14 protein-coding genes are annotated in these 12745 nt (G+C 63.6%); 7 read left to right on the top strand and 7 right to left on the bottom strand.

Annotation, left to right across the window (positions count from 1 at the left end; genetic code table 11):
* Positions 1 to 140 precede the first annotated feature (140 nt).
* Positions 141 to 557 (bottom strand): RNA polymerase-binding protein DksA, encoded by a 417-nt coding sequence (gene dksA, locus ACYG9Z_RS27025; protein WP_023673491.1) that lies wholly within the window; start codon positions 555 to 557, stop codon positions 141 to 143.
* A gap of 254 nt (positions 558 to 811) precedes the next feature.
* Here dksA and ACYG9Z_RS27020 point away from each other — a divergent pair, with 254 nt between their 5' ends.
* From ACYG9Z_RS27020 to ACYG9Z_RS27005, 4 genes are all read left to right on the top strand, one after another.
* The gene (locus tag ACYG9Z_RS27020) at positions 812 to 1315 is read left to right on the top strand and encodes a SixA phosphatase family protein (RefSeq protein WP_023696494.1); all 504 of its coding nucleotides are present in this window, start codon (positions 812 to 814) and stop codon (positions 1313 to 1315) included.
* 86 nt (positions 1316 to 1401) lie between these two features.
* Positions 1402 to 2880, top strand: coding sequence for a YcjX family GTP-binding protein (locus ACYG9Z_RS27015; RefSeq protein WP_023673493.1), 1479 nt, complete (start codon positions 1402 to 1404; stop codon positions 2878 to 2880).
* A complete protein-coding gene (locus tag ACYG9Z_RS27010) occupies positions 2877 to 3941 on the top strand; it encodes a YcjF family protein (protein WP_023693368.1) in 1065 nt (354 codons plus the stop codon). Before ACYG9Z_RS27015 ends, ACYG9Z_RS27010 begins: the two co-directional genes overlap by 4 nt.
* An 82-nt stretch (positions 3942 to 4023) precedes the next feature.
* Complete coding sequence (locus tag ACYG9Z_RS27005) at positions 4024 to 4572, top strand: hypothetical protein (RefSeq protein ID WP_023673495.1); 549 nt, start codon at positions 4024 to 4026, stop codon at positions 4570 to 4572.
* Positions 4573 to 4915: 343 nt separating this feature from the next.
* On the opposite strand, the gene ACYG9Z_RS27000 is transcribed toward ACYG9Z_RS27005, so the two are convergent.
* The 3 genes from ACYG9Z_RS27000 to ACYG9Z_RS26990 all read right to left on the bottom strand — a co-directional run bounded on the left by ACYG9Z_RS27000 (position 4916) and on the right by ACYG9Z_RS26990 (position 7624).
* Positions 4916 to 5182, bottom strand: a complete 267-nt coding sequence (locus ACYG9Z_RS27000; RefSeq protein WP_023688654.1) for a hypothetical protein — start codon at positions 5180 to 5182, stop codon at positions 4916 to 4918.
* A 183-nt stretch (positions 5183 to 5365) separates the two neighbouring features.
* Positions 5366 to 6574, bottom strand: a complete 1209-nt coding sequence (locus ACYG9Z_RS26995) for an MFS transporter (protein WP_023688655.1) — start codon at positions 6572 to 6574, stop codon at positions 5366 to 5368.
* A gap of 60 nt (positions 6575 to 6634) precedes the next feature.
* Positions 6635 to 7624, bottom strand: coding sequence for an AraC family transcriptional regulator (locus tag ACYG9Z_RS26990; RefSeq protein WP_023688656.1), 990 nt, complete (start codon positions 7622 to 7624; stop codon positions 6635 to 6637).
* A gap of 160 nt (positions 7625 to 7784) precedes the next feature.
* Here ACYG9Z_RS26990 and ACYG9Z_RS26985 point away from each other — a divergent pair, with 160 nt between their 5' ends.
* Positions 7785 to 9632, top strand: coding sequence for a monovalent cation:proton antiporter-2 (CPA2) family protein (locus ACYG9Z_RS26985; RefSeq protein ID WP_023715853.1), 1848 nt, complete (start codon positions 7785 to 7787; stop codon positions 9630 to 9632).
* Entirely contained in the window at positions 9632 to 10180 is a 549-nt protein-coding gene (locus ACYG9Z_RS26980; RefSeq protein ID WP_023673500.1) for a DUF924 family protein, read from the top strand. Before ACYG9Z_RS26985 ends, ACYG9Z_RS26980 begins: the two co-directional genes overlap by 1 nt.
* Here ACYG9Z_RS26980 and folK read toward each other — a convergent pair.
* From folK to folP, 3 genes are read right to left on the bottom strand one after another with little or no spacing between them, the layout of a single operon-like run.
* A complete protein-coding gene (gene folK / locus ACYG9Z_RS26975; RefSeq protein ID WP_023752195.1) occupies positions 10177 to 10695 on the bottom strand; it encodes a 2-amino-4-hydroxy-6-hydroxymethyldihydropteridine diphosphokinase in 519 nt (172 codons plus the stop codon). The two genes, ACYG9Z_RS26980 and folK, sit on opposite strands and share 4 nt — an antisense overlap.
* The gene (gene folB, locus ACYG9Z_RS26970; RefSeq protein ID WP_023673502.1) at positions 10679 to 11038 is read right to left on the bottom strand and encodes a dihydroneopterin aldolase; all 360 of its coding nucleotides are present in this window, start codon (positions 11036 to 11038) and stop codon (positions 10679 to 10681) included. The genes folK and folB overlap by 17 nt, the downstream gene beginning before the upstream one ends.
* Before the next feature lie 17 nt (positions 11039 to 11055).
* Positions 11056 to 11901: a dihydropteroate synthase gene (gene folP, locus ACYG9Z_RS26965; RefSeq protein WP_023752194.1), complete on the bottom strand. Its 846-nt coding sequence runs from the start codon at positions 11899 to 11901 to the stop codon at positions 11056 to 11058.
* A gap of 148 nt (positions 11902 to 12049) precedes the next feature.
* Here folP and ACYG9Z_RS26960 point away from each other — a divergent pair, with 148 nt between their 5' ends.
* Positions 12050 to 12670 carry a DUF922 domain-containing Zn-dependent protease gene (locus ACYG9Z_RS26960; RefSeq protein WP_031244130.1) on the top strand — a complete coding sequence of 207 codons (621 nt, stop codon included), beginning with the start codon at positions 12050 to 12052 and terminating at the stop codon, positions 12668 to 12670.
* Positions 12671 to 12745 lie beyond the last annotated feature (75 nt).

Here is a 12745-nt window from a genome sequence, read left to right as displayed (position 1 = left end):
CGGCGCTTAAAGCGCGTCGCACAAATCCGTTTCAGCGCAACGCGCTTTAACTTCGTGCGACTAAACCCTTCGGCCAAAAACACAAATGGCCGGGAAACCCGGCCATTTCTGATGAAACAGTCCTGCCTGACGGCAGCGGCTCAATCGTCGCGATAGACCTTCTCGCGGCGTTCGTGGCGCTCCTGCGCTTCGATCGACAAGGTCGCGATCGGACGCGCGTCGAGACGCTTCAGCGCGATCGGCTCGCCGGTTTCCTCGCAATAGCCGTAAGTGCCTTCATCGATGCGCTGCAGCGCCGAATCGATCTTTGAAATGAGCTTGCGCTGGCGGTCGCGGGCGCGAAGCTCGATGGCGCGGTCGGTTTCCGAGGAAGCGCGATCGGCGAGATCGGGGTGGTTGGCGTTTTCCTGCTGCAGGATTTCGAGTGTTTCGCGCGCTTCGCGCAGTATGTCGGTCTTCCAGGTGACGAGCTTCAGGCGAAAGTAGGATTTCTGCCGTTCGTTCATGAACGGCTCGTCTTCGGAGGGTACGTAATTGGCTGTAACGATATCGTTCATTCGACTCACCCAACAACCCCAAATTTGGCGCCTATATATTCGCGCAGAGAAGGCTGCACAAGCGTAATCCGCGCGCGTTTCACGCAATTGTTAATGCCGCGCGGGCGATCCTCAGCAAAGCCTTCCATAGGAAAGGCGCGGGCGAATTCGCACATGATTCGTTGCGCTTGGGCGCCGCCGCCCATTGTGCCTCAGGCTTTTCTCGTGGCTAATCCAGTTGTGTCATTGGTGGGCAGCACACCATTGGGGGTCCGGTGAGCAGACTGTATCTGTTGAGGCATGCAAAGGCTGGCTGGGCCCTTCCCGGCGTGCGCGACTTCGATCGCCCGCTCGACGCATCCGGCATTGCCGATGCCGAAATGATGGGGACGGCGATGCGTGCCCGCAACTACATCCCCGATATCACGCTCTGCTCCAACGCCAAGCGGGCGCGCCAGACGCTGGAAGGCATCGCCGGCCACACCGATACCGGCCGGGTGCTGTTCTTCGACACGCTCTACAGCGAGGATGCCGCCGGCTACCTCGCCATCATCCGCAGCAATGGCGGCCCCGGCTCGCTGCTGGTCATCGGCCACAATCCGATGACGGAAGACCTTGCCATGGCGGTCTCGGGCGATGGCGACGAGGCCGCGCGGGCCATCATGAACCATGGTTTCCCGACCTCCGGCCTTGCGGTCGTGCGCTTCGACGGTACCCTCACCGACGCCGCGCAAGGTTCGGGCTATCTCGAAGCCTTCCTGACGCCCGCCGATCTCTGAGCGGAAACCGGCCAGGTCCAGGCGCCATTTCAAACTGGAGATGCAAAGCCTATATCGGGCGAACGGAAGCCTCGAGAGAACAGATTTTGGCATCATCGCTGACCACTTTCACCGACGAAGCGAGAATTGCCCTGGATACGCTGTCGGGGCGTGCGAGCGGGCTTTTTTCGCCGTCGCTTCGGCTGGGCGTTACCGGCCTTTCGCGCGCCGGCAAGACAGTGTTCATCTCCGCCCTTGTCCACAATCTCATCCATGGTGGGCGCCTGCCGCTGTTCGAGGCGCAGAAGTCGGGACGGATCGCTCGCGCCTTCCTCGAGGAACAGCCGGACGATGCCGTGCCGCGTTTTCAGTACGAGGACCATATCTCCGCCCTGGTCAACGACCGTGTCTGGCCGGACTCGACGCGCGCCATTTCGGAACTCAGGCTCACCATCGAATATGAGTCTGCCTCCGGTTGGAACCGGATGTTTTCCAGCGGCCGATTGTCGGTCGACATCGTCGACTACCCCGGCGAATGGCTGCTCGACCTGCCGTTGCTCGGCAAATCCTTCGCCGATTTTTCGCGCGAGGCGTTCGAGATGGCGATGCTGCCGGTGCGGGCCGACCTGTCGCAGGACTGGCGGGCGCTGTCGGCGAGGATCGAACCCAATGCCGAAGCCGACGAGATGACGGCGCGGCGCCTCGCCGAGAGTTTTGCCGCCTACCTCAAGGCCTGCAAGCTCGACGAGCGGGCGCTTTCGACCTTGCCGCCCGGCCGTTTCCTGATGCCTGGCGACCTCGAGGGATCGCCGGCGCTGACCTTCGCGCCCTTGCTGCTCAAGGGTGAGAAACGGCCGCGCTCCGGCTCGCTGCAAGCGATGATGGAGCGCCGCTACGAGGCCTACAAGACGCATGTGGTGAAACCGTTCTTCCGCGAACACATCACCCGCCTCGACCGCCAGATCGTGGTGATCGACGCCATGCAGGCGTTGAACGCCGGCCCCGGCGCGATGGCCGACCTGGAACGCGCGGTGACCGAAATCCTCTCCTGTTTCCGTCCTGGCCGAGGCAATTTCCTCACCGACCTGTTTTCACGCCGCATCGACCGCATCCTGGTTGCCGCGACCAAGGCCGACCATTTGCATCACGAAAGCCATGACCGGCTGCAGGCAATCGTGCGGCGGCTTGCCGACCGCGCCGTGGCGCGGGCAAATTTCACCGGCGCCGATGTCGATGTGGTCGCCATGGCGGCGGTGCGCGCGACGCGCGAAGGCACGGTCAAGCAAGGCCGCGACACCCTGCCGGTGATCATCGGCACGCCGCTGAAGGGCGAGAAGATCAACGGCGAAACCTTTGATGGTAAAGCCGAAACCGCCATATTTCCCGGGGACTTGCCGGAGAAAATTGATGCGGTTTTCGACGTTTCGGAAGCCGACCACCGGCAGAGCAGCGACGATCCGGCGATCCGTTTCGTGCGCTTTCGCCCGCCAAAGCTCGAACGCACCGCTGAAGGCGTCACGCTGTCGCTGCCGCATATCAGGCTCGACCGCGCCTTGCAGTTCCTGATCGGAGACCATCTGGCATGACCGCGCCCCGCAGACCGGCAGCTTTCCGCATCGAGCCGGAGGCCGAACCGAAGCAGGAAACGCGCAGCCCCCATGCCGAGCCGCCGCGCAAGCCGCGCACCGTCGTCGTGCCGGCCGAGATCGATGTCTTCGATGAGCCGGACATTGTCGCCGCCGAACCGCCGCCGGCGACCGCGCCGCGCAGGCGCTCGCTGTTTGCCAGCCTGTTTTTCGGCGCGGTCGGCGTGCTGGTTTCGCTCGCCGTCGGCCTGTGGACCGACCAGCTCATCCGCGACCTGTTCGAGCGCGCAGAGTGGCTGGGGTGGCTGGCAGCGGGAATGGCCGCAATTGCCGTGTTGGCCCTCGCAGTCGTGCTGGTGCGCGAATTCCTGGCTATCGCCCGGCTGGCCGAGGTCGAAAAACTGCAAAAGCGGGCGCTCGATGCCGTGGCGCGCGACGATCCGAAGGCTGCAAGGGCCGTCGTCGAAGAGCTTTCGGCCTTTGTCGCTGCGAAACCCGAAACCGCGGCCGGCAGGCGCTCCCTGGCCGAATTGCGCGGCGAGATCATCGATGGCGGCAATCTGGTGCGACTGGCCGAGACCGAAATTCTCGGGCCGCTCGATGCGAGAGCCAAGGTGATGATCCTCGAAGCAGCCAAACGCGTGTCGCTGGTCACCGCCGTCAGCCCCCGCGCACTCGTAGACGTTGCCTATGTCGTGTTCGAGGCCGGGCGCCTGATCCGCCGCTTGTCCGAACTCTACGGCGGCAGGCCGGGCACGCTGGGCTTTTTCCGGCTGGCGCGCAGCGTTCTTGCCCATCTGGCGGTGACCGGCTCGATCGCCGTCGGCGACAGCTTTGTCCAGCAGATCGTCGGCCATGGCCTTGCCGCACGGCTTTCGGCGAAACTCGGCGAAGGCGTGGTCAACGGCATGATGACGGCGCGTATCGGCATTGCTGCCATGGAGACGGCGCGGCCCCTGCCCTTCATTGCCGGCAGGCGGCCGGGTATGGGCGATTTCCTGTCGGCGCTGACCTCGTTTGCGGCCAGAAAAGAGAATGAAGCACCCGCCTCGACCAAGTGAACGCCCTCTCGCGGTCACCAAGCATTAACCAATCTTGTTCATGGTCGTCCAACAACAGCCTCCTTGTTGCCGGGTGTCGTCTATGAAAAGCGTAATCTTGTCCTGCGTCCTGCCCCTGGTCGCGCTTGCAGCACCTCTGGGCCCGACCGGGAAAGCCTTTGCAGCGGAGCCCGACAAGCAGTTCTTCCGCACCGTTGAAGGCAAATGGGTCGGCCCGGGCGAAATCATCGCCGGCAAATACAAGGGCACGAAGTTCACCTGCAGCTTCGACGGCTCGACGCCGGACAACAAGACCGGCATGACGCTCGATGGCGACTGCCGCGTCGGTGTCTTCACCCAGAAAATGTCGGCGACCGTCGAGCGCAAGGGCCGCGACTACAAGGGCAATTTCATGGGCGGCGCCGCGGGGTCGGGCCTGGACATCATCGGCGGCAACGTGGTCGATGCCCGCAAAGTCGTCTTCACCATCAACCGCAACCAGCTGCGCGGCGTCATGCAGGCCCGCATTCCCGACGACAATTCGATGACGGTGACCATCGCCGTGCGCGTCGACCAGCAGCTGGTGCCGGTCATCGGCATGAGCCTCAAGCGCGTCGATGCCGTCGAAGTTGGCTCCATCGCCAAAAACTGACTCTCAAGCGGTTCCCCCAAAAAGCGCGGAACGGGGTTGCACTGCGCGATAGCTGAGCGATTCCGCTCAGCTCGATGTCGGAAAATGACAGGCCACCTTGCGGCCGGGTCGGCGCTCCTCAAGCACGGGCCGCTCGGTGCGGCACCTTTCTGCCGCGATCGGACATGTGGCGCGCAACCGACGATGTCAGCGTCTCCGACGGCCCAAGCCACAGCAAGGCCAACGTGTCAGGGTCCTGTGCGTGCCGGCCGTCCTTCGTGTCAGCGCGATGCGCTTTAAGAACACCAGCAAAAAAGGCGGCGGCTACTCGAGCCACCGCCTTTCTCAATTTCCGAACGAAGAATCAGCCCTTGATGGCGGCCGTCAGCTCGTCATAGGCCTTGCAGGCGTCGGCCGGCGTGGTGGCGCCCTGATATTTGGTCGTCACAGCCTGCACCTTGGCGGTCAGGTCGGCGGCCTTGGACGGATCCTTGGTGATCGCCTCCTGCAGCGCGGCGGTCATCTCCTGCGCCTTCTTGGCGGCAATCTCCTGCGTGCATTCAGGCGCCTTCGAACAGGCCGATGCGGCAAGCATGGCGACACCCACGCCGACGAGCAAAAACTTCTTCATGTCAGTCATTCTCCTCACGAAGGCAGAACTTGATCGTCGCTGCCTTCCAACGGCCGAAGCCTGGCGTCCCATAGCCGCCGATTGCGGCAAAACGCAACGTGTGCGGCGCATAAACTTGTGCAGCGCTGCTGCAACGGCGCGGACGGCCTGATTGAGGCCGCCCGTGTCAGACGAAGCAAGGTTTCAGCCACGAGGCTGCAGCAGCGCCAGTGCGGCCGTCGCCGCGGCAAGGACGGCGGTTAGGGTCAAAGGCCCCGTAGCGCCATAGGTGTCCACGACATAACCGCCGACAACCGCACCGACGGTGATGGCAACCTGGAAGGAAGTGACCATCAGGCTGCCTGCTGCTTCCAGCGCATCAGGCGCCGCGCGGGACATATTGGTCGGCAGCACAACCGGCGCCATGCCGAAGGCGAAGCCCCACAGCGTAACAAAGCCGAAGGCAACGCCGGTTTGCGCGCCCCAAAGCACCAAAGCGAGTGCCGCAAACGCCATCAACGCGGCGGTAACTGCGAGGGCCATGTGGATGTTGGTGTCGGCCAGGCGGCCACCGGCAATATTGCCGATCACAGCGGCGATGCCGAACCCGAGCAGCGCCAGGGCAATCGGCCCGGTTGTGAGGAGCGTCACCTGTTCGAGGAACGGGCGCACATAGACCGAGCCGGCAAAATGCCCGGTCATCAGCAGAACAATGGCAAGCATGCCGAGTTGGATGCCACGCCGCCGTGTCAGCCGAAAGACGTCTGCAAGGCTGTTGCTTGCCGCCGCAGGCAAGGTCGGCAGGCTGAGAAGCTGCAGCAGCATGGCAAGCGCGGCCAGCCCCGCCGTCATGGCCATCGCGCTGCGCCATCCCAGCCAGTCGCTGATCAACGCACCCATCGACGGCGCGGCAATGGTCGCGAGCGAGACGCCGAGGGTCACGATCGCCATGCCGCGACCTGTCGCATTGGCGCCGACCAGCCGCGCCACGACGGCAACGGAAAGTGCCCAGAAAGCGCTGAGAGCAATCCCCAGTCCGGCCCGGCCCAGCAACAACAGCCAGAAATTGGGCGCCAGCGCCGCAAGAATATTGGAACCGACCGCCAGGGCCATGAGGCCAACCAGCACCGCCTTGCGGTTCAATCGACCGATGAGAACATTGCTCAACATGGCCGTCACGGCGCCAACGGAAGCGGTGGCGGTGACGACCTGTCCGGCCGTTCCCTCGCTGATGCCGAGATCGCGCGCCATCGGCGTCAACAGACCTGCCGGCAAGAATTCGGCAGACACCAGGGCAAAGCTGGTGGCCGCCAATGAAAGGACCGCGAACCAGGTGGCCGCGCTCCACGCGGCTGGTGCATCGGCATCAAGGCCAATGGCGGCGTCTTCAAGCTGTAATGTTGTGTCAGTCACGGGAAGATCTCCACAGTTTGGAGATCTTAGATAGGCGAGTCCGCCCGGATGTTATGTACCTTAAAATCCGAAATTCATATCCATTCGTCCGGGAATTGTGCGGCGCACAACGCCTGGCGAGACATTGGTGATGCGCTTGAACGCGCGGGCGAAGGACGCCTCGGAATCATAGCCCAAACGGGTAGCGACTTCGGCAACAGACAAGCCGTTTTGGCCCAGCAATTCGCGGGCAAGCTGCATGCGCAGGCGGGCGAGATAATGTGCGGCGCCCTCCCCCAATACCGCGCTGAAGCGCTCGGCGAAAATCGAACGCGATTGGCCTGCCACGCCGGCCAGGCTTCCCAGCGTCCAGCTGTGGCCGGGGTCGCGATGCATGGCCGCCAGAGCGCGCCCTATATGGGGGTCGCGGATGGCTGCAAGCCAACCGATGGTCGAGGCGCCGTTGCAATTGACCCAGCAGCGTATGAGCCTGGCTGTCAGCAAATCCGCCATACGCGACAGGATGGTGGCGCTGCCCATCTGCGGTTGCGCGGCCTCCACCGTCATGGCCGCCAGCAAAGGGCCGACCATCGGGTCATTGCCGGCCACGTCGCAACCCTTGATGAGAGGCGGCATCAACGTGATCAACGGATTGAGCGCATAGGAGCCGAGAGACATGGAGCCGCAGAAAAGGGTGCTTGTCGCGCCCGTTCCCTGCCGTATCACTTCGCAAACGTTGCCGCCCAACTTGATCACCTGGCAGCCCTCGAGCGAATCGCCCACCACGTCCGGCGCACTCGCCAGCCGATGGGCGATGCCTTGCGGCAGCAGCACCAGATCGCCATCGCGCAACTCCTGCCAGCCTTGCGCTTCGGTGTGAATCCAGCATGGACCCTGGCCGACAAAGTGAAAACGAAGCAGTTGTTGTTGCGGAAAGTCTATGCTCCATGGGTGCCGGAGTTCGCAGCGGCCATAGTTGACGCCACTCAAGCGAAAGTCTTGCAGAACTTCGCTGAGCGCATCCATCGGGATATGTGGCAGCGGCGACGGCCGGGACGAATAATCAGGCATTTGCCAGATATAGATACCGGCCGTCCGACAGGCAAGCGCAGACTGTTGTTCCACCGGGGAATCGCTGCCACGGCACCCTACCCATTCTGGCAGGCTTCCCGCCCTTGCCTCCCGCTCCCAGTGCATGCAAGGAGTGCTGTCGGACACAGGGACAAGAGGCATGGCAGCGGAAGCATCGGGCAGCGATCTCATTCAGGTGGTAGCGCTGCTTGCCGCAGGCGTCGTCGCCGTTCCGATCTTCAAACGCATGGGGCTGGGCTCGATCCTCGGCTATCTCGCCGCGGGCGTGGTCATCGGCCCGTTCGGTATTGGCATTTTTTCCGAATCGGAAGCCATCCTGCATGTCGCCGAACTCGGCGTGGTCATGTTCCTGTTCATCATCGGGCTGGAGATGCAGCCGTCGCGGCTATGGGGCCTGCGCCGCGAGATTTTCGGCCTCGGCGCGCTGCAGGTCGGCGTCTGCGCATTGCTGCTTACCGGTGTTGGTCTCGCCGGCGGCTTTCCGATCGCGCAATCCTTCGTTGCCGGCGCCGGCTTCGTCCTGACCTCGACGGCGATCGTCATGCAGCTTCTCGAAGAGCGTGGCGAGATGGCCAGCCCCAAGGGCCAGCGCATCGTGTCCATCCTGCTGCTCGAGGATCTGGCAATCGTGCCGCTTCTGGCGCTGGTCGCCTTCCTGGCGCCGGGCGGCGCCGAGATGACCCTGCAGCAGAGGCTGGCCGAAATCGGCATCGGTCTTGGCGCCATCGTCGGGCTGGTGGTGGCCGGCCGCTATCTGCTCAACCCGTTCTTCCGCATCCTGGCCGACGCCAAGGCGCGCGAAGTCATGACGGCGGCAGCACTTCTGGTCGTGCTGGGGTCGGCGCTGGTTATGCAGCTTTCCGGCCTCTCGATGGCGATGGGCGCCTTCCTGGCCGGCGTGCTGTTGTCGGAATCGACCTTCCGCCACCAGTTGGAGGCCGACGTCGAGCCATTCCGCGGCATCCTGCTTGGCCTGTTCTTCCTCGCCGTCGGCATGTCGCTCGACCTGCATGTGGTGGCCGACAACTGGCGGCTGATCGCCGTCTATGTCGTCGCCTACATGGCGATGAATGCGCTCGGCATCTATCTCGTCGCCCGCATGCTGAAGAGCGGTCATCGTGAAGCGCTGGAACGCGCCGTGATCATGGCGCAAGGCGGCGAATTCGCCTTCGTCCTCTATTCGGCCGCGGCGGCGGTTGGCATCATCGACAGCCGGGCCAACGCAACGCTGACCGCTATCATCATCATCTCGATGGTGCTGACGCCGCTGGCCATCATTGCGCTCAAATATTTGACGCCGCGCGACGAGCAGTCGCTTGAAGGCGTCGACATCGCCGACGGCCTTACCGGCAGCGTGCTGGTCATCGGCTTCGGCCGTTTCGGCCAGATCGCGAGCCAGCCGCTTTTGTTGCGCGGCATCGATGTGTCGATCATCGACAATGATGTCGAAATGATACAGGCGGCCGCCGATTTCGGCTTCAAGGTCTACTATGGCGACGGCACGCGGCTCGACATTCTGCGCGCCGCAGGTGCAGGCCGCGCGCGCGCCGTGCTGATCTGCGTCGACAAGCCGGACGCCACGGTGCGCATGGCGGAACTGATCAAGGCGGAGTTCCCGTTGCTGACTGTCCTGGCGCGTGCCTTCGATCGCGGCACCGCCCTGTCGCTCATCCGCGCCGGGGTCGACTTCCAGCTGCGCGAGACCTTCGAATCGGCCCTCGTCTTCGGCGGTTCCGCGCTCGAGGTTTTGGGCGTCGAGCCGGAAGATGTCGCCGATGTCATCGAGGATGTGCGACGGCGCGACAATGCCCGACTGGAGACGCAGCTGGCCGAAGGCGTCCGCGCCGGGCAACGTTTCCTCAGGGGCAATACCGGCACGCCGATCCCGACGCCGCTGACGCAACCGCGCCGGCCCGGCCAGGCGCTGAACGAAGAGACGGCCGGCGTGCTGCACAAGCCCGAGCCCGCCGATCAGGGGGAAAGCTGATGACCGCATCGGATGAGCGCGCGCTCGCCGTCACCAAATTCTGGCGCGAGGCCGGCGAAGACGCGTGGTTCGAGAAGAACGACGTCTTCGACGCGGATTTCCGCAGCAGGTTTCTCGACCTGCACTTTGCCGCCGCGCGGCGCGAGTGCGACGCATGGTCGGAGCATGCCGAGGGTTCGCTGGCGCTGATGATCCTGCTCGACCAGTTTCCGCGCAACTGCTTTCGCGGCTCAGGCCATATGTACGCCACCGATCCGCTGGCACGGCACTTTGCCGCCAAGGCGATTGCGGCCGGCCATGACCTTTCGCTGGAAGAAAACCTGCGCGTCTTCCTGTACCTGCCCTACGAACATTCGGAACTGCCCGCCGACCAGGACAGATCGGTCGAGCTCACCACCGCCAGGGCGCCGGAGTATGTGAAATACGCCATCGAGCACCGCGACATCATCCAGCGCTTCGGCCGCTTTCCGCACAGGAACAAGATGCTTGGCCGCGAGACGACGGCGGACGAACAGGCATTTCTCGATGGCGGCGGCTTCTCCGGTTAACCCAGCCACCAATCGCGGCCGGAAGCCAGCCGCTCTATGCCTGACGTATCGACGGCGCTGAGCCGCTCGGTCACGCTCCTGCCGCCCACCGCCAGATCCGGCGCGATCTCTGCCAAGGGCGCCAGCACGAAGGCGCGCTCCACCGTTCGGGGATGCGGCACCTCCAGCCCGGTTTCGTGGATTGTGCGGTCGCCGAACACCAATATGTCGATGTCGATCAGGCGCGGACCCCAGCGCTCCTCGCGCACCCGCTTCAGCTTGCGCTCGGCCTCGAGGCAGAGGTCGAGCAGCGCCCTTGGCGCCAGCGAGGTCGAGATTTCGGCAGCGGCGTTGAGGAAATCCGGCTGGTCGAGCTTGCCCCAGGGCGGCGTGCGGTAAAGTGAGGAGACGGCGACGACGCGCGTGCTCTCGTCGGCGTCGAGCAGGCGCAGCGCCGCCGCCATCGAGGCCGAGGGATCGCCGAGATTGCCGCCAAGGCTGAGATAGACCGTGTTATTGTTACTCTGGCCAGACAACGGTCACCTCGACGTAATCGAGCACGCCGGGCACCGGTGCGTTGGGTTTGCGCACGGTGATCTCGGCCTTCCTGATCTGCGGGAACCGTGAAGTCAGCGCCTTCGCCACTTCGAGCGCCAGCGCCTCGATCAGGAAGCGGCGATGTCCAGTGACGATCTTTTCAATCACCGTGAAGGCGATGCCGTAATTGACGGTGTCCTCGATGGAATCATCCTCCAGCGGGCGGCTGGGCTCGACCGTCAACTCGGCATCGACATAAAAACGCTGGCCAAGCGCCTCTTCCTCATCCAGCACGCCGTGCCGGGCAAAGAAGGCGCAGTTCTTCATGCGGATGACGTACATTTCTTAGTGTCCTGGGCTCAGCGTCCTGGCTTTTCGCGCGCCAGCATAGCATCGCCGACCGCCAGTGCGTCCACGTTGATTGCGACATCGTGGACGCGAAACAGATCGGCGCCCTTCAGCCTCAGAATGACACTGGTGGCTGCCGTCCCGGCGGCGCGCGCGCCGGCTTCGCGGCCGGTGACGGTGCCGATGAAGCGTTTTCTGGAGGTGCCGGCCATCAAGGGAAAACCGAGCTCCTTAAGCTCGGAAAACCGCGCCATCAGGTCGAGGTTTTCCTCAGCCGTCTCCTTGGCGAAGCCGAAGCCGGCATCGAGTACGATATGATCGTCCGCAACGCCGCTGCGCCTGGCGACTTCCAGCGAAGCCTTGAGGAACAAAAACTGGTCGGCGATGACGTCGGGCAGTTTTTGCCGCCCGCGCCCGGTATGCATGATGACCAGTCCGGCGCCGGTCTCGGCGGCGACGCGGGCGATGCCGGGTTCACGCTGCAAGCCCCAGACATCGTTGACGATATGCGCGCCGGCGGCGACGGCGAGGCGCGCGGTTTCCTCGCGATAGGTGTCGACCGAAATCAGGGCTTCGCCTGAACTGGCGAGCGCGGCGATGACCGGCAGGATGCGGGCCTGCTCTTCTTCAGGCGTCACGGGCGAGGCGCCGGGGCGCGTCGATTCCCCGCCGATATCGACGACGGCGGCGCCTTCTTCCACCATGCGGTGCGCCTGCGCCACCGCCTGGTCAGGCGTGATGAACAGTCCTCCATCCGAAAAACTGTCGGGCGTGACGTTGAGAATGCCGACCACAATGGCTTTCTCGCCAAGGTCGAGATGGCACTTATGCGCCAGTTGCCATCGCCTTGTCGTCATTGTCCTTCAACCATGTGTCTCATTGGCATGTGGCTCATTGGCATGTGGCTCATCGAGCGCTTGCAATCCATCAACGATGCGTGATCGGTGGAAGATCAATTCCGTTGCGCCGGCAACGGCCGTAAAGCAAGGTGAGTGAAGAGGCAACATGATGAAACGACCCCTGCTCTGCGCCCTGATGCTGGCTTTGACCGTCCTGCCGGCGAATGCTGCCAATCTGGTGAAGACTTACAGCTATTTTGCCATCGGCGGCAGCACGCTCGATGACATCGAGACGCAATTGTCGAAGCATGGACCCGAGGTGAAAAGCACCGGGATGCGGCATCCAGGCGCCACCCAGATGGCGTTCACCACCCGCATCGGCTACGCGCAAACCGCAGACACCTGCCGCATCGCCAAGGCCGCCGTTACCGTCAAGGTCAAGGTCATCCTTCCGGAGTGGCGCAGGCCGCGCAAGGCCGATCCCGATGTCAGGCTGTTCTGGGACACCCTGTCGGCCGACATCAAGCGCCATGAGGAGCGTCATGTCGAGATCGCCAAGAACCACGGCCGTCTGCTCGAAGACGCGCTGAACGCGAGCTTTGCGCAAAAGACCTGCGCCGGGGCAAAGGCGAAGGCGGCGCAGATCACCGCGGCCGAACTCGCCAGGCATGACCAGGACCAATTGCGCTTCGACCGCGTGGAAGGCGTGAATTTCGAAAGCCGCATCCTGCGGCTGCTGCGCTACCGCATGCAGCGCGTCGAGAACGGCCAGCTTCCGCCCGGCTGAAACACGGCGATACCAAGCCAATTCTGCCAAAACATGAGGCCAGCCCCAGAAAATTTTCGGGCATAGGTCGAAATC

Source organism: Mesorhizobium sp. RSR380A, from assembly GCF_054719385.1.
Note: the sequence above shows the minus strand (reverse complement) of the source record. Positions and strands in the feature narration are given on the sequence as shown.